The organism is Streptomyces sp. NPDC046860 (genome assembly GCF_040645115.1).
GTDB lineage: Bacteria > Actinomycetota > Actinomycetes > Streptomycetales > Streptomycetaceae > Streptomyces.
Genome location: NZ_JBEYXQ010000016.1, coordinates 58,173 through 82,266, shown reverse-complemented (window position 1 = coordinate 82,266; position 24,094 = coordinate 58,173). Strand labels below are relative to the sequence as shown.

Annotated in this window: 25 protein-coding genes and 1 tRNA gene; 11 read left to right on the top strand and 15 right to left on the bottom strand. The window is 72.2% G+C overall.

All coding sequences use genetic code 11. From position 1 onward, the window contains the following. Window positions 1-44 precede the first annotated feature (44 nt). Window positions 45-1,685: an FAD-dependent monooxygenase gene (locus ABZ898_RS22230; protein WP_361661497.1), complete on the top strand. Its 1,641-nt coding sequence runs from the start codon at window positions 45-47 to the stop codon at window positions 1,683-1,685. A gap of 178 nt (window positions 1,686-1,863) precedes the next feature. On the opposite strand, the gene ABZ898_RS22225 is transcribed toward ABZ898_RS22230, so the two are convergent. Next, a complete protein-coding gene (locus ABZ898_RS22225) occupies window positions 1,864-2,808 on the bottom strand; it encodes a hypothetical protein (protein WP_361661495.1) in 945 nt (314 codons plus the stop codon). Between the two features lie 132 nt (window positions 2,809-2,940). Further along, window positions 2,941-3,015 (bottom strand) — tRNA-Thr (locus tag ABZ898_RS22220). A 199-nt stretch (window positions 3,016-3,214) separates the two neighbouring features. Here ABZ898_RS22220 and ugpC point away from each other — a divergent pair. From ugpC to ABZ898_RS22205, 3 genes are all read left to right on the top strand, one after another. Beyond that, window positions 3,215-4,354, top strand: a complete 1,140-nt coding sequence (gene ugpC, locus ABZ898_RS22215) for a sn-glycerol-3-phosphate ABC transporter ATP-binding protein UgpC (protein WP_361661492.1) — start codon at window positions 3,215-3,217, stop codon at window positions 4,352-4,354. Between the two features lie 199 nt (window positions 4,355-4,553). Next, window positions 4,554-5,033, top strand: a complete 480-nt coding sequence (locus ABZ898_RS22210) for a hypothetical protein (RefSeq protein WP_361661489.1) — start codon at window positions 4,554-4,556, stop codon at window positions 5,031-5,033. A 125-nt stretch (window positions 5,034-5,158) separates the two neighbouring features. Then, on the top strand, window positions 5,159-5,890 hold the full coding sequence (locus tag ABZ898_RS22205; RefSeq protein ID WP_361661486.1) for a nucleotidyltransferase family protein: 732 nt from the start codon (window positions 5,159-5,161) through the stop codon (window positions 5,888-5,890). Between the two features lie 320 nt (window positions 5,891-6,210). Here the strand turns inward: ABZ898_RS22205 and ABZ898_RS22200 are convergent, their stop codons facing one another. From ABZ898_RS22200 to ABZ898_RS22170, 7 genes are all read right to left on the bottom strand, one after another. Next, window positions 6,211-7,890 (bottom strand): DoxX family membrane protein, encoded by a 1,680-nt coding sequence (locus ABZ898_RS22200; RefSeq protein ID WP_361661483.1) that lies wholly within the window; start codon window positions 7,888-7,890, stop codon window positions 6,211-6,213. 128 nt (window positions 7,891-8,018) lie between these two features. Beyond that, a complete protein-coding gene (rlmB, locus tag ABZ898_RS22195) occupies window positions 8,019-8,957 on the bottom strand; it encodes a 23S rRNA (guanosine(2251)-2'-O)-methyltransferase RlmB (RefSeq protein ID WP_361661481.1) in 939 nt (312 codons plus the stop codon). An 87-nt stretch (window positions 8,958-9,044) separates the two neighbouring features. Beyond that, complete coding sequence (gene cysS / locus ABZ898_RS22190) at window positions 9,045-10,448, bottom strand: cysteine--tRNA ligase (protein WP_361661478.1); 1,404 nt, start codon at window positions 10,446-10,448, stop codon at window positions 9,045-9,047. A 70-nt stretch (window positions 10,449-10,518) separates the two neighbouring features. Then, window positions 10,519-10,923, bottom strand: a complete 405-nt coding sequence (locus ABZ898_RS22185; RefSeq protein ID WP_361661475.1) for a PPOX class F420-dependent oxidoreductase — start codon at window positions 10,921-10,923, stop codon at window positions 10,519-10,521. Between the two features lie 50 nt (window positions 10,924-10,973). Further along, on the bottom strand, window positions 10,974-11,480 hold the full coding sequence (gene ispF / locus ABZ898_RS22180) for a 2-C-methyl-D-erythritol 2,4-cyclodiphosphate synthase (protein WP_361661472.1): 507 nt from the start codon (window positions 11,478-11,480) through the stop codon (window positions 10,974-10,976). Continuing rightward, window positions 11,470-12,234, bottom strand: coding sequence for a 2-C-methyl-D-erythritol 4-phosphate cytidylyltransferase (gene ispD / locus ABZ898_RS22175; protein WP_361661469.1), 765 nt, complete (start codon window positions 12,232-12,234; stop codon window positions 11,470-11,472). Before ispD ends, ispF begins: the two co-directional genes overlap by 11 nt. Window positions 12,235-12,529: 295 nt before the next feature. Next, on the bottom strand, window positions 12,530-13,012 hold the full coding sequence (locus ABZ898_RS22170) for a CarD family transcriptional regulator (protein ID WP_003953493.1): 483 nt from the start codon (window positions 13,010-13,012) through the stop codon (window positions 12,530-12,532). A 624-nt stretch (window positions 13,013-13,636) separates the two neighbouring features. Here ABZ898_RS22170 and ABZ898_RS22165 point away from each other — a divergent pair. After that, entirely contained in the window at window positions 13,637-14,317 is a 681-nt protein-coding gene (locus ABZ898_RS22165; RefSeq protein ID WP_361661466.1) for a DUF461 domain-containing protein, read from the top strand. Window positions 14,318-14,393: 76 nt separating this feature from the next. Here ABZ898_RS22165 and ABZ898_RS22160 read toward each other — a convergent pair whose 3' ends face one another. Further along, a complete protein-coding gene (locus ABZ898_RS22160) occupies window positions 14,394-15,074 on the bottom strand; it encodes a response regulator transcription factor (protein WP_031183999.1) in 681 nt (226 codons plus the stop codon). After that, complete coding sequence (locus ABZ898_RS22155) at window positions 15,071-16,348, bottom strand: ATP-binding protein (RefSeq protein ID WP_361661462.1); 1,278 nt, start codon at window positions 16,346-16,348, stop codon at window positions 15,071-15,073. Before ABZ898_RS22155 ends, ABZ898_RS22160 begins: the two co-directional genes overlap by 4 nt. Window positions 16,349-16,551: 203 nt before the next feature. On the opposite strand from ABZ898_RS22155, the gene phoU reads away from it, so the two are divergent. The 4 genes from phoU to ABZ898_RS22135 all read left to right on the top strand — a co-directional run bounded on the left by phoU (window position 16,552) and on the right by ABZ898_RS22135 (window position 18,445). After that, a complete protein-coding gene (gene phoU / locus ABZ898_RS22150) occupies window positions 16,552-17,223 on the top strand; it encodes a phosphate signaling complex protein PhoU (RefSeq protein WP_361661459.1) in 672 nt (223 codons plus the stop codon). A 130-nt stretch (window positions 17,224-17,353) separates the two neighbouring features. Further along, a complete protein-coding gene (locus ABZ898_RS22145) occupies window positions 17,354-17,749 on the top strand; it encodes a DUF6234 family protein (protein ID WP_361661456.1) in 396 nt (131 codons plus the stop codon). A gap of 151 nt (window positions 17,750-17,900) precedes the next feature. Then, on the top strand, window positions 17,901-18,056 hold the full coding sequence (locus tag ABZ898_RS22140; RefSeq protein ID WP_361661453.1) for a hypothetical protein: 156 nt from the start codon (window positions 17,901-17,903) through the stop codon (window positions 18,054-18,056). A 140-nt stretch (window positions 18,057-18,196) separates the two neighbouring features. After that, window positions 18,197-18,445 carry an SCO4226 family nickel-binding protein gene (locus ABZ898_RS22135; RefSeq protein ID WP_361661450.1) on the top strand — a complete coding sequence of 83 codons (249 nt, stop codon included), beginning with the start codon at window positions 18,197-18,199 and terminating at the stop codon, window positions 18,443-18,445. A gap of 168 nt (window positions 18,446-18,613) precedes the next feature. Here the strand turns inward: ABZ898_RS22135 and ABZ898_RS22130 are convergent, their stop codons facing one another. Then, window positions 18,614-19,375, bottom strand: coding sequence for a phosphoglyceromutase (locus ABZ898_RS22130; RefSeq protein ID WP_361661447.1), 762 nt, complete (start codon window positions 19,373-19,375; stop codon window positions 18,614-18,616). A 140-nt stretch (window positions 19,376-19,515) separates the two neighbouring features. Here ABZ898_RS22130 and ABZ898_RS22125 point away from each other — a divergent pair, with 140 nt between their 5' ends. Further along, a complete protein-coding gene (locus ABZ898_RS22125; protein ID WP_361661444.1) occupies window positions 19,516-20,787 on the top strand; it encodes an MFS transporter in 1,272 nt (423 codons plus the stop codon). 15 nt (window positions 20,788-20,802) lie between these two features. On the opposite strand, the gene ABZ898_RS22120 is transcribed toward ABZ898_RS22125, so the two are convergent. Beyond that, window positions 20,803-21,228: a DUF2000 domain-containing protein gene (locus tag ABZ898_RS22120; protein WP_361661441.1), complete on the bottom strand. Its 426-nt coding sequence runs from the start codon at window positions 21,226-21,228 to the stop codon at window positions 20,803-20,805. 140 nt (window positions 21,229-21,368) lie between these two features. Between ABZ898_RS22120 and ABZ898_RS22115 the strand changes: the two genes are divergently transcribed. After that, window positions 21,369-22,121 carry an AraC family transcriptional regulator gene (locus tag ABZ898_RS22115; RefSeq protein WP_361661656.1) on the top strand — a complete coding sequence of 251 codons (753 nt, stop codon included), beginning with the start codon at window positions 21,369-21,371 and terminating at the stop codon, window positions 22,119-22,121. Window positions 22,122-22,128: 7 nt separating this feature from the next. Here ABZ898_RS22115 and ABZ898_RS22110 read toward each other — a convergent pair whose 3' ends face one another. Both ABZ898_RS22110 and mshA read right to left on the bottom strand, forming a co-directional pair. Further along, window positions 22,129-22,632, bottom strand: coding sequence for a YbjN domain-containing protein (locus ABZ898_RS22110; protein ID WP_361661438.1), 504 nt, complete (start codon window positions 22,630-22,632; stop codon window positions 22,129-22,131). Then, complete coding sequence (mshA, locus tag ABZ898_RS22105; RefSeq protein WP_361661435.1) at window positions 22,625-23,962, bottom strand: D-inositol-3-phosphate glycosyltransferase; 1,338 nt, start codon at window positions 23,960-23,962, stop codon at window positions 22,625-22,627. The genes ABZ898_RS22110 and mshA overlap by 8 nt, the downstream gene beginning before the upstream one ends. Window positions 23,963-24,094: the final 132 nt, after the last annotated feature.

The window sequence follows — 24,094 nt, the reverse complement described above, 5'->3', positions numbered from 1 at the left end:
TCACGGGCGCCCCACGCGCCCACCCCCTGCCACTGGAGGCTTCGATGCATCAGAAAGCCGACCACCGGGTCCCCGTCCTCATCGTGGGCGGCTCACTGGTGGGCCTGTCCATGTCCGTGTTCCTGGGCCGTCTCGGTGTGCGGCACATGCTCGTCGAGCGGCACTCCGGGACCTCGCACCACCCGCGCGGACGCGGCAACAACGTCCGCACCATGGAGCTGTTCCGGGTCGCCGGGGTCGAGCCGGACATCCGGGCGGCCGCCTCGCTCCTCGCGGACAACCACGGCATCCTCCAGGCGCCCACTCTCGTGGGTGACGCCGGGGAATGGCTGTTCCGGAACATCGACCCCGGCGGCGGCCTGGCCCGGTTCAGCCCCACCGCCTGGTGCCTGTGCAGCCAGAACGACCTCGAACCCGTCCTCGTGGACAGCGCCCGCGAACTCGGCGGCGACCTCAGGTACTTCCACCAGATGGAGTCCTTCGAGCAGGACGCCGACGGAGTGACGGCCACCGTCCTCGACCGGGACACCGAGGAGCGCTACACCGTCCGCGCCGACTACCTCGTCGCCGCCGACGGCCCCCGCAGCCCCGTACGGCGTGCTCTCGGCATCGGCCAGAGCGGGCCCGGCGACCTCTTCGCCAACGTCAGCGTGACCTTCCGCTCCAGCGCGCTGGCGGACGTGGTCGGCGACCGCCGCTTCATCTGCTGCTACCTCACCCACCCGGACGCGGACGGCGCGCTGCTGCCGGTGGACAACAAGGAGAACTGGGTCTTCCACGCCCCCTGGCACCCCGAGCGCGGCGAGACCCTGGACGACTTCACCGAGGAGCGGCTGCGCGACCACATCCGCCGGGCGGTCGGGGTGGACCAACTGGACGTGAAGATCACCGGTATGGCCTCCTGGCGTGCCGCCGAACGCGTCGCCGACCTCTACTCCTCGGGCCGGGTCTTCCTCGCCGGCGACTCCGCCCACGAGATGTCCCCCACCGGTGCCTTCGGCTCCAACACGGGCATCCAGGACGCGCACAACCTCGCCTGGAAGCTCTCCGCCGTCCTGTCCGGCTGGGCCGGTCCCGGCCTGCTGGAGACCTACGGCGCCGAGCGCCGCCCGGTCGCGGCCGCCACCAGCGCCCGCGCCTCGGCCCGCTCCGTCGAGCACAGCCACCCCGGCTTCGCGCCCGCCCCCGGGGTCGGCGGCGCCAAGCGCGGCGGCATCCTCAACGTCGTCCTCGGCTACCGCTACCCGGCCGGCGCCGTGGCCGGAGCCGACCCCGAGGCCCCGGTCGTCCCCGACGGCCTCGCCCTGGACGGCCGCCCCGGCAGCCGCGCCCCGCACCTGTGGGTGCGCCGGGGCGGCCTGCGCCTGTCCACGCTCGACCTGTACGAGCGCTCGATGGTCCTGCTCACCGACGCCCCCGACGACGCCGGCTGGTACGCGGCGGCCCGCCGGGTCGCCGCCGAGGACGGCATCGCCCTGGACGCCTTCCGCGTGGGCCCCGGCCCGGACGCCGACCTCTCCTACGACACCGAGGGCACCGACTGGGCCGAGGCCCACGGCACCACGGCGGACGGCGCGGTCCTCATCCGCCCCGACGGCTTCGTGGCCTGGCGCGCCACCAGCGCGGCAGCGGACCCGGACGCGGTCCTCCGCGAGGCCCTGACGTCGTTGCTGACGCCGGCCTGAGCATCCTCGAAGGCCGCCCGCACCTCGCCGGTGCGGGCGGCCTTCGTCATGTCCGGCTTCAGGGCCTCGCTACTCGAACGGCCTGGTCAAAACCCCGTCGGTGGCCCGCATGGCGAACGCCGGCGCCGAACACGTCACCACCTTCGGCCAGGTGAAGCAGCACGCGGAGGCCGACGTCTCACCGGTGACACCAAGGGTGGCGGGGAGACGCGGCGCACTCCGGATCGTCCGTCAGGGTGACCTCGGGCTGGCTCCGGGCGTCGCTCCATTTGCCGTAGCCGAGCAGCGGGTGCTGGCCGACCCGGAGTCCGAGCCGCGCCTGGTTCTTCCAGCTCATCACGACCATCGGCTTGGCCCGTTCCTCGACCGCGACGGTCGAGCCCTCGAACAACCTGCCCTTCGCGGTGAACGCACGCAGCATCCGGGCCAGTTCGTCGGCGTCCTCGCGCGAGCCGCTCAGGGCGCACAGCTTCGACACCGGCTTGCCGTCGGCGCCCGTCCGGGTGCCGACGGCCGCCAGCAGCGCTCTGCTGTTGCGCGCGTATCTGCGGTCGAAGTTCGCCGTGAAGACGTCGCCGAGGCAGTTGGCCACGGCGACGTACGACGGGTCGTCGGCCAGGCTCCTGCCCTCGGGCGGACTCATCCCGCGATAGATGACGCTGTCCGTGAGCGGTTCCAGCCCTGCTCCCCTGCTGGAGGAGGCGGCGATCGCCTTCCTGTCGAAGCGGCCCGTGAGGTAGTTCCCGTCGCTCTCGTACGAGACCGCGGTGTCCACATCCGTCGCGTCGTACCCGTACGTCTCCCTGGCCGTCGGCTTGATCTCCAGCAACTCGTCCCCGCTCTCCGACGGGTACCGGAAGTCGTACATGTCATGGATGTAGTAGTACGGCGGGAAGGCGTACAACCCCTTGTCCCGGGCCATCAGTGGCCGGACCGTGCGCAGGTCGAGATAGTCGATGAGCATGAGGCCGCCCGGCGGGAGCTTCTCGAACACGTCCACCAGCTCGCTCCGCGGAGCGGGCGGCAGCGTCGGCGCCGGCTCCGTCGTGCCGCCGGACCCACAGCCGGCGAGCAGCACGACCACGACGGCGATGCCGGAGAACTTCGATCCCCACGTAGGCACAGAGCCCCCTCCCACGGCACACACGACGACCAGGACCCGCACGTCGTCGAAGTGAGACTCCCACCGGCCCCTCGGGGTTGTGCAAACACGCGAAAGCCCAGCTCGGACAGGGTCCGGACTGGGCTTCGACGGAGCCCCCTGTCGGATTCGAACCGACGACCTACGCATTACAAGTGCGTTGCTCTGGCCGGACTGAGCTAAGGAGGCGGGGGCCGGTGGGCCCGTGTGTGCAGTGTACCCATGCGGGGGTGTGGGGCGGTGGGGGAAATTCGGGGGCGTCCAGGTACTGACAGGGCAGGTCGGGGACGGGTACGGTCCTGCCAGTTCACCTGGGTGAACCGACGAACCACCTTCCTACAACGGATCGTCCGGCACGTTCCTGCCGGTAGAAGGGGGCCCACTCACCATGGCCACTGTCACGTTCGACAAGGCGACCCGGATCTACCCCGGCTCGACCAAGCCCGCCGTCGACGCGCTGGAGATCGCGATCGAGGACGGCGAGTTCCTCGTCCTGGTCGGCCCGTCCGGCTGCGGCAAGTCCACCTCGCTCCGCATGCTCGCGGGGCTGGAGGACGTCAACGGCGGCGCCATCCGCATCGGCGACCGCGACGTCACCCACCTGCCGCCCAAGGACCGGGACATCGCCATGGTGTTCCAGAACTACGCCCTCTACCCGCACATGACGGTCGCGGACAACATGGGCTTCGCCCTGAAGATCGCGGGCGTCAACAAGGCGGAGATCCGGGCGAAGGTCGAGGAGGCCGCCAAGATCCTCGACCTCACCGAGTACCTGGACCGCAAGCCGAAGGCGCTCTCCGGCGGTCAGCGCCAGCGTGTCGCCATGGGCCGCGCGATCGTCCGCGAGCCGCAGGTCTTCCTCATGGACGAGCCGCTGTCCAACCTGGACGCCAAGCTCCGCGTCTCCACCCGCACGCAGATCGCCTCCCTGCAGCGGCGCCTCGGCATCACCACCGTCTACGTCACCCACGACCAGGTCGAGGCCATGACCATGGGCGACCGGGTGGCCGTGCTCAAGGACGGTCTGCTCCAGCAGGTCGACACCCCGCGCAACATGTACGACCGCCCCGCGAACCTCTTCGTCGCCGGCTTCATCGGCTCCCCCGCCATGAACCTGGTCGAGGTGCCGATCACCGACGGCGGCGTGAAGTTCGGCAACAGCGTGGTGCCGGTGAGCCGGGACGCGCTCTCGGCCGCCGCCGACAAGGGCGACACCACCGTCACGGTCGGCGTCCGCCCCGAGCACTTCGACGTGGTCGAGCTGGGCGGCGGCGCCGCGGCCACCACGCTGACCAAGGACAGCGCCGACGCCCCGGCCGGCCTCGCCGTCTCGGTGAACGTCGTCGAGGAGCTGGGCGCCGACGGCTACGTCTACGGCGCCGTCGAGGTCGGCGGTGAGGTGCGGGACCTCGTCGTCCGGGTGAACGGGCGTCAGGTGCCGGAGAAGGGCTCCACGCTGCACGTCGTGCCGCGGCCGGGCGAGATCCACGTGTTCTCGACGTCCACGGGTGAGCGCCTCTCCGACTGACCGGGGAGCACGGAAGCGTTCGGGGAGGGGGCCCGCGGGCCCCCTCCCGCCGTTCGGGGCGCGGTTCGGCGGATATCCCGGCACAGGGGTCGATTCGGGCGCCCGGCGTCAACCCCTTACCCAGAAAGAAGCACGACTTCATCCCCCGTGAGGGTGACTAAATGTCGCCAAATCATCACCGGGCGCTACCCTCACTCGCGTGACGCACTCCACCACCCCTCAGACGCGACGCAGCCACCGGGGCGGCCCCGCCCGCCGGGTCGGCCGCACTCTCGCCCTCGTCCTGCCCGTCGTCCTGGTGCTCTCCGGCACCCTCGCGGTCACGCGGGTCAACTGGACCGGGGACTCCGAAGGCTCGGTGCTCACCGCTTCGGACGTCGCCCAGGCTCCCGTGAAGGCCGGCACCGCCCGCACGGTCACCGCCAAGAAGGCCGCGCCCCAGGAGGTCCTGCGCGAACGGCTGCTGACCGAGCTTCAGGACAAGAACCCCGGCGTGGTCCTCACCCACCTCCAGCAGGCGGTCAACGGGCACCCGGCGCTCGCCGAGCACTGCACCTCGATCGCCCGCACCCTGGGCAAGGCCGCGGTCCGCCTCTACGGCGCCTCCCGCGCCCAGTCCTACGCCCGCCCGGTGTGCGACACCTCCTTCGCCACGGGTGTGCTGGCCGCACACAGCTGAGCGGGCCGGGGTCGGCCGCAGGCGGCCGCCCCGCACACCGCCGGCCGTGCCATGGGGAACGGGGGCCGCGGGAGCGGCCTGTCGTGGCCCTGGCGCCGGCCGGGGCGACACGTACAGTTCGGGGCATGACCCATCCGAACGTCGCCGCGCGCCCCACCCAAGCCGTCGTCCTGGCCGGCGGCCAGGGCTCCCGGCTGCGCCCCTACACGGACGACCGGCCCAAGCCGATGGTCGAGATCCCCGGCACGGGCACCCCGATCATCGGCCACCAGCTGGAATGGCTGGCCGAAGAGGGCGTCACGGACGTGGTGGTCTCCTGCGGCCATCTCGCCGAGGTCCTGCAGAAGTGGCTCGCCACGGCCGATCTGCCGCTGTCCGTCACCACGGTCGTGGAGACCGAGCCGCTCGGCCGCGGCGGCGGCCTGAAGTACGCCGCCGCGCACCTCCCCCGCCCCGACCGGCCCTGGTACGCCACCAACGGCGACATCTGGACCCGCTTCTCCCTGCGGGACATGGCCGACTTCCACACCGAGCGGGACGCGGTGGCCACCCTCGCGCTGGCCCGGCCGCGCATCCCCTGGGGCGCCGTGCGCACGGACGGCTTCGGGCACATCACCGACTTCATCGAGGCCCCGCCCTCCACCGTCGAGATCAACGCCGGTGTGTACGTCTTCTCCCCCGAGTTCCGCGACCTGCTGCCCGACCGCGGCGACCACGAGCGCGCCACCTTCCCGCGCCTCGCCCGTGAGCGGAAGCTCGCCGGGTTCCCGCTGCCCCAGGGCGCGTACTGGCGGGCCATCGACACGGTCAAGGACCTGACCGAGGCCGCGAAGGAACTGGACGGCGAGCGCGCTTAGGACCTGTCTTCCGGATCTTGCCGGGGTCGCGGGCCCTGGCACGCCCTCCCCCAAGCTCTGCGAGCAGGGGGGACCCCCAGCCGCGTTGTCGTCGGTTGCCGACTCCCCCACGCTCGGCTGCGCTCGCGCGGGGGGACCCCCATCGCGTCGACGCCCTCCTCCGCCTTGCAGCCGCACGCACCAGACCCCGCTCGGGTCGGCCCGAAGGCACCGTCGGCCCGAACCGGCCTGATCCGGAAGAAAGGCCCTAGCCGGACCCCGCGGCGACGCCAAGGGCCCCGCACCTCGCGCCGAGGTGCGGGGCCCTTGCTGTCGCCGGGTCAGTTGCCGAACAGACCGCCCACCAGGCCGGGCTGACCCGCGGCGGAACCGCCGGAGTCGCTGCCGCCGCCCGAGTCGCTCCCGCCGGTCGTCGTGGCGGTGCCGGTGCCGCCGGCCGTGGTCCCGCCCGTGCCGGTCGGGCCCGCCGTGCTGCTGGGGGCACCGCCGCCGCCCGTGGTCGGAACGGTCCGCTGGGGCGGGGCCTGACCCGAGGTGCCCTGGGTCTGGCTGGGCGCCGCCGGAGCCGTGCCGGCCGGGCGGTCCGCGCCCGGGGTGCCGGCCGCGCCGGACGGGCTCGCCCCGGCCGAGGCGCCGCCCGTGGGCGAGCTGGTCGCCGAGGGGCTGGCCTGCCGGCGCTGGGTGCCGGGCTCGGAGGGCAGCGGGGCACCGGGCTGGTTGTTGCGCGGCGCCTCACCGGGACCGGGCACGACGACCCGGCTGGAGTCGCGCACCGCGCCGCCGAGCAGCGAGCCGACGAGCAGGGTCAGGCCGACCGTGACAGCCGTGATCAGCGCGCCCCGGCGCAGTACGTACCGGCGCAGGTCCCAGAGGGCGGCGCGCGGGCCGAGGGTGCGCCAGGCGCTGCCCGCGAGCCTGCCGTCGACGGAGTAGACCGGGGCGCCCGCGATGACCAGCGGGGACCAGGCGGCCAGGTAGATGATGTCGGGCGCGTCGTAGGCCGGGAGCGTCCGCCAGCTGACGGTGACGATGAGCGCGGCCGAGAGCAGCGCGCCCACCGCGGCGGCGACCCGCTGCCAGCAGCCGAGGATGGTCAGCACACCGACCACGACCTGGAGGAACGCGATGACCAGCCCGGAGCCCACCGGGTGGTGCAGGGCGAACTGGCGCAGCGGCTCGGCCACGTCCCACGGGTGCAGGGCGTTGAGCCACTTGACCATGGACCCGCGCTCGCCCCCGTCGAAGTAGACGGGATCGCACAGCTTGCCCATGCCCGCGTAGATCGAGATGAAGCCGAGGAAGACCCGCAGCGGGAGCAGGACGACGCCGAGGTTCATCCGGCGGCCCGGGTAGTACGCGTGCCGGGCCAGGTCGTCCCCGTGTCGGCGGGCGGCCCGCGAGCCCGGAGGCCGGACGGGCGGCTCCTCGGGGGCGAAGTCGTCGCCCTCGTAAGGCGGTTCGTCGTACGGCGGCTCGTCGTACGCGCTGCCGACCGGGCGCATGTGGGGCAGCAGCCGGGTGCCGCCGTCCGGGCCGGTGCGCTGGTGGCCGAGGACCGGGGTCTCGACGGTGGCGTCGAGCTGGTCGTAGGCGTCCGCGTAACCGGTGTGACCCTGGTCGAGGCGCGGGATGACCTGGGTGGCCCCGGCCGGCTCTTCGGGGTGGCGGACGCTGCTGCCCCGGACGGCCTGGAGCAGACGGTGGGTACCGGTGTCGTCGGGCGCGGACCGGCCGCTCCAGACGACCGGGCGGCGGCGGCCGGCCGCCCCGCCCACGGCGGACATGCCGGCGGTGTCCTGGGCGGCGCTCAGATGCCGGGCGATTCTCGGGGACTGCGCGCGCCTGCCGGCCGTTCCCAACTGCACGCGGAAGCTGGCGTGATTGACGATGACCTGCGCCGGATCGCTCGGCACCTTCACCATGCTCAGCGCGGGAGCGTCGTCGAATCCCGACGAGCGGTCCCCCGTGGGTGTGCGGGGTGTTCTGGTGTCCACACTCATCTAACCGAGTGACGCCGAGTTAGGACACTGCTTTGACCGGCCCGATGTGTCCGGGCCGCGTCAAAGTCGTCGCGAAAGCCCGACAGCCCCCGGAATTACCGCATCCGGGGGCATGGCCGAACGGTCGTTCAGGAGCGGCGGCGCGACGCCTCGTACAGCACCACACCGGCCGCGACACCGGCGTTGAGGGACTCCGCGCCACCCGGCATGGGGATGCGGACCCGGTGGTCGCAGGTCTCGCCGACCAGGCGGGACAGGCCCTTGCCCTCGCTGCCGACCACGATGACGACCGGGCCGGACAGCGCCGCCAGGTCGCCCACCTCGGCCTCGCCGTCGGCGGCCAGGCCGACCACCGTGATCCCGGCCTTCTTGTACTGCTCCAGGGTCCGGGTGAGGTTGGTGGCACGGGCGACCGGCGTACGGGCGGCCGCACCGGCCGACGACTTCCAGGCACCGGCGCTCATACCGGCCGAGCGGCGCTCGGGCACGACCACGCCGTGCCCGCCGAAGGCGGAGACGGAGCGGACGACGGCGCCGAGGTTGCGCGGGTCGGTGACGCCGTCGAGGGCGACGATCAGCGGGTCCTCGGCGTTGTCGTAGGCGGCCGCGGGCAGGTCCTCGGGGTGCGCGTACTCGTACGGCGGGACCTGGAGGACGAGGCCCTGGTGGTTCAGGCCGTTCGTCATGCGGTCCAGCTCGGGGCGCGGGGCCTCCATGAGGTGGATGTTGCCGCGCTCGGCGGCGAGCTGGAGGGCCTCGCGGACGCGCTCGTCGTTGTCGATGAACTGCTGGACGTAGAGCATGGTGGCGGGCACGCCGTCGCGCAGCGCCTCGTACACCGGGTTACGGCCGACGACCAGCTCGGAGGTGGACCGGCCGCCGCCCTTGCGCTGCTGCGGGCGGCCCTGGGCGCGGCGGACCTTGGCGGCGGCGGCGCGCTGCTTGGCGTGGCCCTTGCGTGCCTCGGCGGGCGGCGTGGGGCCCTTGCCCTCCAGGCCACGGCGCCGCTGGCCGCCGCTGCCGACCTGGGCACCCTTCTTGCCTGACATGCGGCGGTTGTTCGCCATGAGTTACCCGTTCTCCGTGAGCGTTCGTACGTATGTATGCAGTGTGGCGCCCGGATCGCCGGGCGGCACACTCGATCAAGCCGCTTGCTAGCGCGGGCCGAGGCTCCAGCGCGGGCCCTGCGGGCTGTCCTCGACGACGAGCCCGGACTGCCCGAGCTGGTCGCGGATGGCGTCGGCGGTGGCCCAGTCCTTGCGGCCGCGGGCGGACTCCCGCTGCTCCAGGACGAGCCTGACCAGGCTGTCCACGACGCCGTGGAGGTCCTCGCCGCGCTCGCCGCCCTCACCGGCCCACTGGGGGTCCAGCGGGTCGAGTCCGAGCACGCCGAGCATGGCCCGCACCTCGGCGAGGCGGGCGACGGCCGCTTCCTTGTCGTCGGCGGCCAGGGCGCTGTTGCCCTGCCGGACGGTGGTGTGCACCACGGCCAGGGCCTGCGGCACGCCCAGGTCGTCGTCCATCGCCTCGGCGAAGGCCGGCGGCACCTCGGCGGCCGGTTCGACCTCGCCCCCGGCCTTCTCCAGCGCGCGCTGGACGAAGCCCTCGATGCGCGCGAACGCGACCTCGGCCTCGCGCAGCGACTCCTCGCTGTACTCGATCATCGAGCGGTAGTGCGGGGTGCCGAGGTAGTAGCGCAGGACGATGGGACGCCACTGCTTGACCATCTCGGAGACCAGCACGCTGTTGCCGAGCGACTTGGACATCTTGTCGCCCGCCATGGTCACCCACGCGTTGTGCACCCAGTACCGCGCGAATTCGTCGCCGAAGGCCCTGGCCTGGGCGATCTCGTTCTCGTGGTGCGGGAAGATCAGGTCCAGGCCGCCGCCGTGGACGTCGAAGACGGTGCCCAGGTACTTGTGCGCCATGGCCGAGCACTCCAGGTGCCAGCCGGGGCGGCCGGGCCCCCAGGGCGTCGGCCAGCTCGGCTCGCCCGGCTTGACCGCCTTCCACATGGCGAAGTCGCGCGGGTCCCGCTTGCCGGTCTCACCCTCGCCCGACGGCTGGAGCAGGTTGTCCAGCTCCTGCCGGGACAGCTCCAGGTAGTCCGCGAAGGAGCGCACGTCGAAGTAGACGTTGCCCTCGGACTCGTAGGCGTGACCGCGCTCGATGAGGCCCCGCATCATCTCGATCATCTCGGTGATGTGGCCGGTGGCGCGGGGCTCGTAGGTGGGCGGCAGGCAACCGAGGGCGGCGTACGCGTCGTTGAACGCCCGCTCGTTCTCGTAGCCGATCGCCCACCAGGGGCGCTTCTGCTCGCGGGCCTTGGCGATGATCTTGTCGTCGATGTCCGTGACGTTGCGGATGAACGTCACGTCGTAGCCGCGGTACTCGAACCAGCGGCGCATGATGTCGAAGTTCAGGCCGGAGCGGATGTGCCCGATGTGCGGTGCGGCCTGCACGGTGGCGCCACACAGGTAGATCGAGACACAGCCCGGCCGGACCGGGGTGAAGTCGCGGATCTGCCGGGCGCTGGTGTCGTACAGGCGAATGGTCACCACACCAGGGTAGTAGGCGCATTGCGATGCAATGCGCCCGGACGGGAAAACCGCCGTCCCGCGCCGCCTCTCAGAGGCTGCCGACCACCTTGCGCGGGGTGATCCGCACGACGACCCGCTCGGCGTCGTGGACGGAGGCCGGGTTGAACTCCGCGTACTTCTTGCCGGTGTACTTCAGCGACAGCTCGTCGATGAGCGCCTGGCCGCCCTCGGTGGTCATCTCGGCGGTGCCGCGGATCTCGGCGTACATGTAGGGGTTCTCCGGGTCCACGACGACGACGGTGACCCGCGGGTCGCGCCTGAGGTTCTTCTCCTTGCGCCGGTCGACCGTGGTGGAGACGAGGACGTCGTCCCCGTCCCGCTTCACCCACACCGGTGACATCTGCGGGCTGCCGTCGGGCTGGACGGTTCCCACGACGATGAACACGCGGGTGTCCAGCAGGGACTTGAGCCGGTCGGACAGGGCTGCGGACATGAAGATCCTCCTCAATCGACGATGGCTGTGCGGGTACCCGCACACGTCCCTTACGACACGCGCAGCACGAGAGCCGTGGCGACGGCCATCAGTCCCTCGTCCCGGCCCGGGAAGCCGAGCCCGTCGGTGGTCGCGCCGGACACGGAGACCGGGGCGCCGGCGGCGGCGCTGAGGATCTGCTGCGCCTCGTCCCGCCGCTTGCCGATCTTCGGGCGCGGCCCGACGACCTGCACGGCGACGTTGCCGATGGCGAAGCCCGCCTCCCGCACGATCCGGGCGGCCTCGGTGAGCAGGGTGACCCCGGACGCGCCGGACCACTCGGGCCGGCCGGTGCCGAAGTGCTGTCCCAGGTCACCGAGCCCGGCGGCGGAGAACAGCGCGTTGCAGGCGGCGTGCGCGACGACGTCCGCGTCGGAGTGCCCGGCCAGGCCCGGCCCGGAGTCCTCCCACTTGAGCCCGGCGCACCACAGCTCGCGGCCGTCCTCGAAGGCGTGGATGTCGGTGCCGATGCCCACCTGGGGCAGGGCGGGCGCCGGCGCGGGGATCTCAGAAGCCATCGTTGAGCCTCCTGCGGGCCAGGACCGCCTCGGCGAGGACGAGGTCGAGGGGACGGGTGACCTTGAAGGCCTCCTCGTGGCCGGGCACGGTCACGACCCGCTCGCCCAGCCGCTCGACCATGCTCGCGTCGTCGGTGACGTCCTCGGTGACGCTCTCGTGGGCGCGCACCAGGGTGGCCCGGTCGAAGCCCTGCGGGGTCTGTACGGCGCGCAGCCGGGCCCGCTCGGGCGTGCCGAGCACCGGCTCGGGCTCGCCGGGGGTGCCCGCGGGCTCGACCTCCTTGACGGTGTCGGCCAGCGGCAGCGCCGGGACCACGGCCGGGGAGCCGTCGCGCACCGCCTCGACGACCGTGTCCACGGTGTCGACGGGGACGAGGGGGCGGGCCGCGTCGTGCACGAGGACGACGTCGTAGTCGGGCGGCAGGGCGTTAAGGCCCAGGCGGACCGACTCCTGGCGGCTCTCCCCGCCGGGGACGACCAGGAAGTCCGTGCGCTCGGGCAGCGCGTGCGCGTCCAGCAGCGACTTGACCTCGGCGGCGCCGTCCGGCGGGGCGACGACGACCACGAGGGAGACGTGCCGGGAGGCGGCCAGGGCGCGGATCGCGTGGATCAGCATGGGCGTGCCGTTCAGCGCGCGGAGTGCCTTGGGAGCGCCCGGTCCGAGGCGTACGCCCCGGCCGGCGGCGGGAATCACGGCGGCGACACGGCTGTCCCGGCGCGGCTCGGCGTGCGCGGGGCGCGTTTCGTCAGACATCGGTTCCTGTCAGGTTTGTGTGCTCGGGCCCGGTGGGTATGGCCTGGAGGAGCGCCTGGACGTGACGCCTCGGCCGACCCTTTCCGTGACCGCGGTCGAGCCGTCCGCCCCAGGCGCGATGAGCAGGGGCAGAACACGGTACGGAAACCGCATCGAGTGCAGCCGGGTGCGGGGGGAACGCTTGGGGGGACGAATATGCCGCAGCGCCCGGCGACAGGGTGAGTGTCATCGGGCACCACGGCATTTCTGCTGCGCCGGACTGTGGAGCAGGCGGGGCACACCGCCCGCTCACGCGTCAGGAGGCGAGTACCTCGTCGAGCAGGGCCTCGGCCTTGTCCTCGTTGGTGTTCTCCGCGAGGGCCAGCTCGCTCACCAGGATCTGGCGGGCCTTGGCGAGCATGCGCTTCTCACCGGCGGAGAGACCGCGCTCGCGCTCACGGCGCCACAGGTCACGCACGACTTCCGCGACCTTGATGACATCGCCGGACGCCAGCTTCTCCAGATTTGCCTTGTAGCGGCGCGACCAGTTCGTGGGCTCCTCGGCGTACGGCGCGCGCAGCACCTCGAAGACCCGGTCCAGCCCGTCCTGACCGACCACATCACGCACGCCGACGAACTCCGCATTGTCCGCTGGCACACGTACCGTCAGGTCGCCCTGGGCGACCTTCAGCACCAAGTAGGTCTTGTCCACGCCTTTGATCTGACGAGTTTCGATAGCCTCGATCAGCGCGGCCCCGTGATGGGGATAGACCACGGTGTCGCCAACCTTGAACGTCATGTGACAGGTACCCCTTCCGTGGCTATCCAGGGTAACACGGATACGGCGTCTTCTGAATGGCGTTTTCGCAGGTCAGGGCATATCTCGGGGCTTGACAACACCAACACGGACGTGCTGCGGACCACTCCCGGAACCGGGAATTCGCAGGTGGGGGCAGCTCTGTGCGCGCGGTGAAACATGTACGTCACGCGCCCCAGAGAGCCGCTCCGATCGGTCGAATGTCCCGTTTTGCCCACTTCCAAGCGTACGACTTCCGTCCCTGCGTTCGATGACCGGAGTCGGGTACGAGACGAATCCGGAATTGATCACGCCACCGGGCTGTGATCAATTCCGGACACGCGCGTATTCCTTCACGAAAATGCCGCCGGGAGTGTCGCGGAGTGTCACCCGGATGCCGTCGACGGCACTCCCCGGGGTTATCCGAATGACGGACAGGCGTTCGGGCAATGCCTCCCGGGGGCGTCCCGCGGCGCCGCGGACACCTCCGCCGGAAGGGAAGCCGGACACTTGGGGAGGGTCGGGTGCCACGGCTCGTGAACGGCTCGGTAGCCTGAGGGCGCTGACAGATCCTTAAGGTGGCTTTACAAGACAAGCTGCCCCTGCGTTCAAGGAGTTGCCGCCGCCGTGAGCAGCAGCCTTCGACGCGGCGCCCTCGCCGCATCCGCCATCGCTTTCTCGATCGCCTCGCTCGCCGCGTGCGGCGCCGGCAACAACGCGCAGACCCTGGAGATCAAGCCGGACAACGCGGCGACCAGTGTCGGCGTCATCAAGGTCCAGAACGCCCTGGTGATCACTCAGCCCGACGCCAAGGCCGACGGCCCGGCCGCCGTGGCCGCCACGCTGTTCAACGACGGCACGACCGACCAGACCCTCCAGTCGGTCGCCGTCGAGGGCAGCGACCAGAAGGTCGAGCTGAAGCCCGCCAAGGGCCAGAAGCTGGTCGTCCCGGCGCACGGCCGGCTCGTCGTCGGCGGCAAGGACAACGCCTCCGCGATCCTGGCCAGCGGCCGCGAGTCGGTCCAGAACGGCAACGCGCAGAAGATCACCTTCACCTTCAGCCAGACCGGCGCGGTCAGCCTGCGCGCCTTCGTCGTCCCGGCGACCAGCTACTTCAGCGGCTGGGGCCCGAGCGAGGTGCCGTCCGCGCCGGCCGCCGCGAGCTCCTCCCCGTCGGGCTCCCCCTCGGCGAGCGGAAAGCCCGAGGGTGACAAGGCGAGCGCCCCGGCCTCGGCCTCCGCCCCGGCAGCCGGCGGCTCGGCCGCGTCCCCGAGCGACTCCGCGTCGCAGTCGGCCGCCGGCAACTGAGCCGCGCGCACACCGAACACGAAGGGGGCACCCGGTCCGGGTGCCCCCTCGTTCGTATCCCCGGTCCGCCCGCGGTCTACGGCTCGAACTTGTAGCCCAGCCCGCGCACCGTCACCAGATAGCGCGGGGCGCCGGGGTCGGGCTCGATCTTGGCGCGCAGCCGCTTCACATGGACGTCGAGGGTCTTGGTGTCGCCCACGTAGTCGGCGCCCCACACCCGGTCGATGAGCTGCATCCGGGTGAGCACCCGGCCCGCGTTGCGCAGCAGCATCTCCAGCAGGTCGAACTCCTTCAGCGGCAGGTCGACCTTGGCCCCGGACACCGTCACCACATGGCGGTCGACGTCCATCCGGACCGGGCCCGCCTCCAGCGCGGCCGGGGTGACCTCCTCCGGCTCGCCGCGCCTGCGCAGCACGGCCCGGATACGGGCGACCAGCTCACGCGAGGAGAAGGGCTTGGTCACGTAGTCGTCGGCCCCTATCTCCAGGCCGACGACCTTGTCGATCTCGCTGTCCTTGGCGGTCACCATGATCACCGGGACGTTGGAGCGGCCGCGCAGCTGACGGCACACCTCCGTACCGGGGAGCCCCGGCAGCATCAGGTCGAGCAGGACCAGGTCGGCGCCGTTGCGCTCGAACTCGTCCAGGCCGTCGGGGCCGGTCGCGGCGACGGCGACCTCGAAGCCCTCCTTGCGCAGCATGTACGACAGGGCGTCGGAGAAGGACTCCTCGTCCTCGACGACGAGCACTCGGGTCACGGAAGGACCTCCGGGGAGGGAAGCGGAGCGTACGGGGAAGGATCGGCGCTACCGGACTCGTCGTCGAGATCCGGGTGCCTGGCCGCGCGGTCGCGGGCGACGCCCGCCTCCGGCAGCCGGAGGGTGAAGGTGGAGCCCTGGCCCTCGGCGCTCCACACCGTGACCTCGCCGCCGTGCGAGGCGACCACGTGCTTGACGATGGCGAGGCCGAGGCCGGTGCCGCCGGTGGCGCGCGAGCGGGCCGGGTCGACGCGGTAGAAGCGCTCGAAGATGCGCTCCTTGTCCTTGTCGGTGATGCCGATGCCCTGGTCGGTGACGGCGAGTTCGATCAGGTCGCCGCCGGGGGCGGCGACCCGGCGGGCGGAGATGCCGACGCGGGTGTGGGCCGGGGAGTAGTTGACGGCGTTCTCGACCAGGTTCCCGAGGGCGGCCGCGAGCTGACCCCGGTTGCCCCAGACGTGCAGGCCGGCGCGGGCCTGGTCGGCCCGTGCCGGGTCCTGGATGGCGGTGGCCATGTTGATCTGCTTCGTACCGGCCTGGTGGCGGCAGCGGTCGACGGCCTCGGCGACCAGCTCGTCCACACGCACCGGCTCGGCGTCCTCCAGCGGGTCGTCGTTCTGCACCCGGGAGAGGTCGATCAGCTCCTGGACCAGGTTGGTCAGCCGGGTCGCCTCGATCTGCATGCGCCCGGCGAAGCGCTGGACCGCCTCCGGCTCGTCGGAGGCGTCCATGACGGCCTCGGAGAGCAGCGAGAGCGCTCCTACGGGGGTCTTCAGCTCGTGGCTCACATTGGCCACGAAGTCACGGCGTACCGCCTCGATGCGGCGGGCCTCGGTCAGGTCCTCGACCAGCAGCAGCACCAGCCGGGAGCCGAGCGGGGCCACGCGGGCGGACACCGCCAGGGCCTCGCCCCGTCCGGTGCCGCGCCGGGGCAGGTCCAGCTCGACCTGGCGTATCTCCCCGTCGCGCCGGGTGTCGCGGGCCATCTGGAGCATCGGCTCGACGGCGAGCTTGCCGCCCCGGACGAGGCCGAGGGCGTACGCGGCGGAGCTGGCCTTGACCACGGCGTCGGCCTCGTCGAGGACGACCGCGGAGGAGCGGAGCACCGACAGCACGGTGTCCACGCCGGGCGGCAGCACCGCGTCGGTGTGCAGGGAGGTACGGGTGGGGCGCTTCAGGTCGCGTTCGCTCCAGCGGAACGCCAGCATGGCGATGACACCGGTGAGCACCCCACCGATCGCCGCCACTGCGGCGACCGCCGCGTTCACGTCCATGTCACAAGGTTAGGCATGACGTACGCCCTGACCACAGCCGCCGTGGTGCGGCCTCGGGCACTCGTCGCCCAGAGTTCACCTTCCATCCAGTGCCGGTTCATTCCGGAGGGCGGAAACGGACGCGTGCGGGCCGGAACGTGGGAGCGTGGGTTCCGGCCAGGTACTTGGGGCCCCTGACGACACGTAGTAGGAGAGGGAACCTGATGCGGGACGCGTACCACGAGGAACTGGACTCGATCGGCGACGGTCTGGTGGAGATGGCCCGGCTGGTCGGCTCCGCCATCGGACGCGCCACCACCGCCATCCTGGACGCCGACCTGAAGCTGGCCGAGAGCGTGATCGAGGCCGACCAGCGGGTCGACGAACTCCAGCACGACCTGGAGGCGCGGGCGATAGCCCTGCTGGCGCGGCAGCAGCCGGTGGCGACGGACCTGCGCATCGTCGTCACCTCGCTGAGGATGTCGGCCGACCTGGAGCGCTCGGGCGACCTGGCCCAGCACGTCGCCAAACTGACCCGGCTGCGGTTCCCCGAGCGCGCGGTCCCCCAGGACCTGCACGCCACCATCCTGGAGATGGGCCAGCTCGCGCAGCGCCTCATGGCGAAGGCGGCGGAGGTCATCATCACCAAGGACGTCGACCTCGCGCTCCAGCTGGAGCAGGACGACGACGAGATGGACCTGCTGCACCGCACCCTCTTCCAGCACCTGATCGACGACCGCTGGAAGCACGGCATCGAGACGGCGGTCGACGTGACCCTGCTGGGCCGCTACTACGAGCGCTACGCGGACCACGCGGTGGCCGTGGCGAAGCGGGTGGTGTACCTGGTGACGGGCGAACACGCGGACGAGATCCAGCAGGAGGGGACGGCTGGCTGAGACGCCCTCCGGGGGGCCGGACGGGTGCCGGACGGGTGCCGGGCGGTGCCGGGGGGTGCCGGGCGGTGCCGGGGGCGGGTTGAGTACCCGTACTCCTGTGCGGCTCCGCCGTCCCCCGCACTCTGCGTCCATGACCGAATCCCGTCCGGCGCCGAGACGCCGGCTCCCCTGGTCGCGCAGGACACGCCTGGGTGTCGATCTCGCCTTTGCCATCCCGCTCTTCCTGCTGGAGACCGCCTGGGTGGTGCTGGACGCGATATACGGCGTCGGCCTGGAGGTGTGGGCGGCGCAGGGTGACCAGGCGCGGATCGACGCGGCCCACCTCGCGTTCATCGACCGTCTGCAGGTGTGGCGGATCGTGGTGGTCGTCCTGGCCGTCCTCGCGGCGGTCTTCCGCGCCCGCTGGACGGCGATCGCCCACCTGCTGCTCGCCCTCCTGCTGGGCGGTGTGCTGGCGAGCGAGCATCACGACTGGGAGAAGAGCCACTCGGCACCGGGGTGTGTCCGGTACAGCGCGAACTGCTGAGAGCGGCCGCTCTCCACGCCAGGGAGCACGCGCGCAGGGGGCTTGCGGTGGTGGGGCGCGGCGTGCGGGCGCATCCGTGCGCCGTTGATGCGCCCAGTACGGCGGGCATGAAATGGGCGGGGGCACCTGGCCCCCGTGTCGAGGAGGAGCCATGCCCGAATCCCCGAGCACCACGCCCGACCCCGCCCAGGACCGCGACACCGACCAGGCCGCCCGGCCCAGAAGCCTGCCGCTGGTGGCCGCCTGCGGCTGCGGCTCGGGCTGCGGCTGCGGCTGCCAGCAGGGCGCGCCCTGCCAGTGCGGCTGAGGACGAGGGCGGTCGAGGGGCCCCGGAGGAGTCCGGGGCCCCTCGGCGTACCGGTGGACGCGTCGGTACCGGTGAACGAGTCGCCCCGGTGGACGTGCGGGCCCAGAGTGGAGGGAGGGACTTCGCAAGGAGGTGTGACCATGAGCAAGTTCATGGACGTCCACCACGGCATGGAAGGCATCACGGCCGACGAACTGGCACGCGCCCACCAGGCCGACCTCGACATCGAGCAGGAGGAGAACGTGCACTTCGAGGCCGCCTGGGCGGACCCGGAGTCGGGCACGGTCTACTGCCTGTCCGAGGCCCCCTCGGCCGAGGCGGTCCAGCGCATCCACGAGCGCACCGGGCACAGCCCCGACGAGGTGCACCCGGTACCGCTCCAGATCTGACCCGCGTACGGCCCGCGCGGACACCCGGCCCCGCTCACGCCGTCCGCCGGGCCGCCGTCCCGGTCCGGTGCGTCACCGTGACGACGGCGCCCACCAGCACCGACGTGAAGCAGCAACAAGCCCCCTACTCGCGGAGAAATCGCGACTAGGGGGCTTGTTCGTGCGGGCCTACTTCTTCTTGCCCTGGTTCTTCACGGCCTCGATCGCGGACTTGGCCGCTTCCGGGTCGAGGTACTTGCCGCCGGGGGTGAGCGGCTTGAAGTCGGCGTCGAGCTCGTAGTAGAGCGGGATGCCCGTGGGGATGTTCAGGCCCGCGATGTCCTCGTCGGAGATGCCGTCCAGGTGCTTGACCAGGGCGCGCAGCGAGTTGCCGTGGGCGGCGACCAGGACGGTGCGGCCGTCGAGGAGGTCGGGGACGATGTCGTCGTACCAGTAGGGGAGCATGCGCTCCACGACGTCCTTGAGGCACTCCGTCTGCGGACGGATCTCCGGGGGGAGGTCCGCGTAGCGGGCGTCGTCGAACTGGGAGTACTCCGCGTCGCGCGGGAGCGGCGGCGGCGGGGTGTCGTAGGAGCGGCGCCAGAGCATGAACTGCTCCTCGCCGAACTCGGCCAGCGTCGCCGCCTTGTCCTTGCCCTGCAGGGCGCCGTAGTGGCGCTCGTTCAGGCGCCAGCTGCGGTTGACCGGGATCCAGTGGCGGTCCGCGGCCTCCAGCGAGAGCTGGGCCGTGCGGATCGCGCGCTTCTGGAGCGACGTGTGGACCACGTCGGGCAGGAGATCGGCGTCCTTCAGGAGCTCGCCACCGCGGACCGCCTCCTTCTCGCCCTTCTCGTTGAGGTTGACGTCCACCCAGCCGGTGAACAGGTTCTTCGCGTTCCACTCGCTCTCGCCGTGGCGGAGGAGGATCAGCTTGTACGGTGCGTCGGCCATGCCTCAGAGCGTAATCCACCCCTCCGGGGCGCCGGCGGGCCGCTGACACTTGACGGCTTCTGTTAATTGAGTGGCCTCCGACAACCCCGCGGGAGTAAGTTCCGCTTACCGCAAGCGCCACTTACCGGGGGGTCCCGTCCATGTCCACCGCCGCACCGGGCCGGCTCGTCGCCGCCGTACGGTCCTCCGTCTCCGGTCTGCCCCGCGCCTTCTGGTGGCTGTGGGCCAGCACGCTGGTCAACCGGCTCGGCGCCTTCGTCGCCACCTTCATGGCGCTCTACCTCACCCTGGACCGCGGCTACTCCGCCTCCTACGCCGGTCTCGTCGCCGCCCTGCACGGCCTGGGCGGGGTCGTCTCCTCGCTCGGCGGCGGGGTCATGGCCGACCGGCTCGGCCGCCGGCCCACCCTGCTGATCGCCCAGCTCGGCACCGCCGCGTCCGTCGCGCTGCTCGGCTTCATGCACGACCCGGTGGCCATCGCCGCCGTCGCCTTCCTGGTGGGCGCCGCCTCCAACGCCTCCCGGCCCGCGGTGCAGGCGATGATGGCCGACATCGTGCGCCCGGAGGACCGGGTGCGGGCCTTCTCGCTGAACTACTGGGCGCTCAACCTCGGCTTCGCGGTCTCCTCCGTCGCCGCCGGGTTCATCGCCGAGTTCAGTTATCTCGCCGGCTTCCTCATCGAGGCCGGGATGACGCTCGCCTGCGCGGTCCTCGTCTTCCTCAAGCTGCCCGAGTCCCGGCCCGCGCCCGCCGCCGAGGAGGCCGGGCAGCCCGAGGTCGGTCTCGGCACCGTGCTGCGCGACCGGCGTTACATGGCCGTCGTCGGCCTGTGCTTCCTCGTCGCCCTCGTCTTCCAGCAGGGCTCGGTCGGCCTCCCGGTCGCCATGGGGCAGGCGGGGTTCACCCCCGCCGACTACGGCACCGCCATCGCCGTCAACGGCGTCCTGATCGTCGCCCTGCAGATCCCGGTCACCCGCTTCATCGAGCACCGCGATCCGCGCCGGCTGCTCGTGCTCTCCTCGGTGCTCGCGGGCTACGGCTTCGGCCTCACCGCTTTCGCCGGGTCGGTCGGCGTCTTCGCGCTCACCGTCTGCGTGTGGACCCTCGCCGAGATCGTCAACGCTCCCACCCAGACCGGTCTCGTCGTCCGCCTCTCCCCCGTCCACGGGCGCGGCCGCTACCAGGGCGTCTACAGCCTCTCCTGGTCGGTCGCCGCCCTCGTCGCCCCGCTCATGTCCGGCGCGGTCATCGACCACTTCGGCGCGCGGTGGCTCTGGGGGGCGTGCGCCGTCATCGGCACGGCGGCGGGTCTGGGGTACGCGGTGCTGATGCGCGGGCTGCCGGTGGAGACGGCGGAGATCACCACGGTGGCGGCCGCCCCGGCCCGCCCCTCCGTCGAGAAGGCCGCCTGACCCCGGGCGGCCGGGCTACGGGTGCATCCGCGCCCCCTTCACCACCTTGTCCACGCCGCCCTTCGGGCCGTACACCGCCAGGCCGACCAGATCCAGGTCGGCGGTGGGTACGGCCCGTACGGCCGCCCGGTTGTCGGTGTCGTTGCCGGTCGAGAAGAGGTCGGCGGTGAAGACCGCGCGGGGCAGCGAGCGGCTCAGCACCCGCGTGTGGGCGGCCCGCAGGACCTCCTTGGTCGCCTCGAAGACCAGGACCGGCTGGCGGAACATCGGCAGGTAGCCGACCCCGTCGGCGTCCTCGTACGGGGCGCCGATCACCTCGGGGACCTGGCTTCCCAGGCCGCTGACCAGGAACGACGTGACGTTGAGGCGCTGCCAGGGGGCGAGGTCGTCCCGCAGGAGCACGGCGATCTTGGTGTCGAAACGCAGGGGCTGTTCACTCATGCCCCCGAGACTGCCGACCGCCGGCCCGCCGGGTCTTGTACGTTTCTTGCGTGGCCGCACATCAGCCCGCTCACGAGCCCGCACACCAGCCCGCTCACCAGCCCGCTCACCAGCCGGAAGTCTCCGCGTGGCGCCCGTCCGTGCCGGGTGTCGTGGAGGTCTTCCACGCCCGGTTCACCGAGTACGCGTACCCGATGCACGTCCACGACGCCTGGACGCTGCTGATCGTCGACGACGGCGCCGTACGGTACGACCTGGACCGGCACGAGCACGGCACCCCGCGCGACACGGTCACGCTGCTGCCGCCGCACGTCCCGCACAACGGCTCCCCCGCCACCCCGCACGGCTTCCGCAAGCGGGTCCTCTATCTGGACGGCAGCCGCCTCAGCCACGACCTCATCGGCCCCGCCGTCGACGGGCCCGACCTGCGCGACCCGGAACTGCGGGCGCGGGTGGGGCGGCTGCACCGGGCGCTGGCCGTGCCGGGCGAGGAACTGGCGGCGGAGAGCGGGCTGGCGCTGATCGGCGAGCGCCTGCGGGACCACCTGCGCCACCGCGACCCCGAACCCCCGCGCCCCGATCCCGTACTGGCACGCGAGCTGCGCGAACTCCTCGACGCGCACCTCACCGACGGCCTCACCCTGACCGACGCGGCCGGGCTGCTGCACGCCCATCCCGCCCATCTGGTGCGGGCGTTCGGTGCCGCCTACGGCATCGCCCCGCACCGGTACCTGACCTCGCGCCGGATCGGCCGGGCCCGCCGGCTGCTGCTGGACGGGATGACGCCGGGCCAGGTGGCGGTGGCCAGCGGGTTCTACGACCAGGCCCATCTGACCCGGCACTTCAAGAAGCTGGTGGGGGTCACCCCGGGGCGCTACCGCAACAGCCGCTAGAAGAGCCTCAGTTGTCGCGCAGCAGGTGCGCGAAGGCGTCCAGGTTCCGGGTGGACTCGCCGCGTGAGACGCGCCAGGCGTGCTCGCGGCGGATCGCGGAGGCGAAGCCGAGTTCGAGCAGGGTGTTGAAGGCGCCGTCGGCGGCTTCGAGCACCTGGCCGAGCAGGCGGTCGATCTCCTCCGGGGTGACGGCGGCGAGCGGGAGGCGGGCGGTGACGTAGACGTCGCCGAGCCGGTCGACCGCGTAACTCACGCCGTACAGCTTGAGGTTGCGCTCCAGGAGCCAGCGGTGGACGCCCGCCTCGTTCTCGTCGGGGTGCCGGACGACGAAGGCGTTCAGGGAGAGGGTGTGACGGCCCACCAGCAGCGAGACGGTGGTGGAGAGCTTGGCGGTGCCGGGGAGTTTGACGACGTAGGAGCCCGCTTTGGGGCTCTCCCACTCCAGCCCGGCGTCCTTCAGCGCGTCCTCGACGGTTCGCGCGGCCCGCTCCGTCGCCTCGGTCTCAGCCATGCTGCGAGCGTACGCGACGGCGGTGGGACTGGGTCGCGGCCGCGTAGACGTCGGCGGTGGCGGCGGCCGAGGCGTCCCAGCCGAAGCCGAGGGCGTGCCGGGCGGCGGCCGCGCCGGTCCGGCCGGACAGGCCGGGGTCGTCGGCGAAGCGGCGCAGCACGCGCGCGTAGTCGGCCGGGTCGTGGCCCTGGACGAGGAAGCCGGTCTCGCCGTCGCGCACGGCCACCGGCAGACCGCCGACCGCGGCCGCGAGCACCGGGGTGCCGGCCGCCTGCGCCTCGATGGCGACGAGCCCGAAGGACTCGCTGTAGGACGGCATGACCAGCACGGACGCGGCCCGGAACCAGTCCGCGAGCTGCTCCTGCCCGACCGGCGGCCGGAACCGCACGACGTCCGCGATGCCGAGCCGGGCGGCGAGCTTCTGGAGCCCCTCGGGCTTGGCGAGACCGCTGCCGCTGGGGCCGCCGACGACGGGCACGACGATGTTGCGGCGCAGCTCCGGCCGCTCCTCCAGCAGGCGGGCGACGGCGTGGAGCAGCACGTCAGGGGCCTTCAGCGGCTGTATCCGGCCCGCGAAGAGCGGTATCAGCGCGTCCTGGGGTAGCCCGAGGCGGGCGCGGGCGGCGGCGCGGCCGTCGAGGGGGCGGAAGCGGTCGAGGTTGACCCCGGGGTGGACGACGGCGACCTTGGCCGGGTCGGCGTCGTAGTGCCGGACGAGTTCCGCGGCCTCCTCCGTGGTGTTGGCGATGAGGCGGCGGGCGGCGGAGACGATCTGGGTCTCGCCGATGACGCGGGCGGCGGGCTCGGGGGTGTCGCCGTGGGCCAGGCTGGCGTTCTTGACCTTGGCCATGGTGTGCATGGCGTGCACCAGGGGCACGCCCCAGCGCTGGGCGGCGAGCCAGCCGACGTGGCCGGAGAGCCAGTAGTGGGAGTGGACGAGGTCGTAGTAGCCGGGGCGGTGGCCGGCCCACGCCTGCATCACGCCGTGGGTGAAGGCGCAGAGCTGGGCGGGCAGCTCCTCCTTGGCCAGGCCCTCGTAGGGCCCGGCGTCGACGTGCCGGACGAGGACGCCGGGGGCGAGCTCCACCTTGGGGGCGAGGTCGCCGGACGTGGCCCGGGTGAAGATCTCCACCTCGATGTTGATCGCGGCCAGCCGCTGGGCCAGCTCGACGATGTAGACGTTCATGCCGCCCGCGTCGCCGGTGCCGGGCTGGTGCAGGGGCGAGGTGTGCACGGAGAGCATGGCGACCCGGCGGGGCCTGCGGTGCAGCCTCAGCCGCGGGGGCGTCGCCGGGGAGCGCCGCCCGAGCCTGCTGACGTACTGGCTCACTGGGCTTCCTCCTCGGTCGGGCACGCCTGCCGGGGGACTGTCCGAGTCCTCCGAGGGGTGCAACAGCGGAGGGGGTTCTTCCCATTTCCCGATCAAGCGGTTTTACCCAATCATGACCCGCACTCGCTCAAC

Excerpts from the sequence above, each read along its gene's own strand:
- ABZ898_RS22230 (WP_361661497.1), top strand. The coding sequence starts at position 45 with ATGCATCAGAAAGCCGACCACCGGGTCCCCGTCCTCATCGTGGGCGGC.
- ugpC (WP_361661492.1), top strand. The coding sequence starts at position 3,215 with ATGGCCACTGTCACGTTCGACAAGGCGACCCGGATCTACCCCGGCTCG.
- ABZ898_RS22205 (WP_361661486.1), top strand. The coding sequence starts at position 5,159 with ATGACCCATCCGAACGTCGCCGCGCGCCCCACCCAAGCCGTCGTCCTG.
- ABZ898_RS22200 (WP_361661483.1), bottom strand. The coding sequence starts at position 7,890 with ATGAGTGTGGACACCAGAACACCCCGCACACCCACGGGGGACCGCTCG.
- rlmB (WP_361661481.1), bottom strand. The coding sequence starts at position 8,957 with ATGGCGAACAACCGCCGCATGTCAGGCAAGAAGGGTGCCCAGGTCGGC.
- ABZ898_RS22185 (WP_361661475.1), bottom strand. The coding sequence starts at position 10,923 with ATGTCCGCAGCCCTGTCCGACCGGCTCAAGTCCCTGCTGGACACCCGC.
- ispF (WP_361661472.1), bottom strand. The coding sequence starts at position 11,480 with ATGGCTTCTGAGATCCCCGCGCCGGCGCCCGCCCTGCCCCAGGTGGGC.
- ispD (WP_361661469.1), bottom strand. The coding sequence starts at position 12,234 with ATGTCTGACGAAACGCGCCCCGCGCACGCCGAGCCGCGCCGGGACAGC.
- ABZ898_RS22170 (WP_003953493.1), bottom strand. The coding sequence starts at position 13,012 with ATGACGTTCAAGGTTGGCGACACCGTGGTCTATCCCCATCACGGGGCC.
- ABZ898_RS22155 (WP_361661462.1), bottom strand. The coding sequence starts at position 16,348 with ATGGACGTGAACGCGGCGGTCGCCGCAGTGGCGGCGATCGGTGGGGTG.
- phoU (WP_361661459.1), top strand. The coding sequence starts at position 16,552 with ATGCGGGACGCGTACCACGAGGAACTGGACTCGATCGGCGACGGTCTG.
- ABZ898_RS22145 (WP_361661456.1), top strand. The coding sequence starts at position 17,354 with ATGACCGAATCCCGTCCGGCGCCGAGACGCCGGCTCCCCTGGTCGCGC.
- ABZ898_RS22140 (WP_361661453.1), top strand. The coding sequence starts at position 17,901 with ATGCCCGAATCCCCGAGCACCACGCCCGACCCCGCCCAGGACCGCGAC.
- ABZ898_RS22135 (WP_361661450.1), top strand. The coding sequence starts at position 18,197 with ATGAGCAAGTTCATGGACGTCCACCACGGCATGGAAGGCATCACGGCC.
- ABZ898_RS22130 (WP_361661447.1), bottom strand. The coding sequence starts at position 19,375 with ATGGCCGACGCACCGTACAAGCTGATCCTCCTCCGCCACGGCGAGAGC.
- ABZ898_RS22125 (WP_361661444.1), top strand. The coding sequence starts at position 19,516 with ATGTCCACCGCCGCACCGGGCCGGCTCGTCGCCGCCGTACGGTCCTCC.
- ABZ898_RS22120 (WP_361661441.1), bottom strand. The coding sequence starts at position 21,228 with ATGAGTGAACAGCCCCTGCGTTTCGACACCAAGATCGCCGTGCTCCTG.
- ABZ898_RS22110 (WP_361661438.1), bottom strand. The coding sequence starts at position 22,632 with ATGGCTGAGACCGAGGCGACGGAGCGGGCCGCGCGAACCGTCGAGGAC.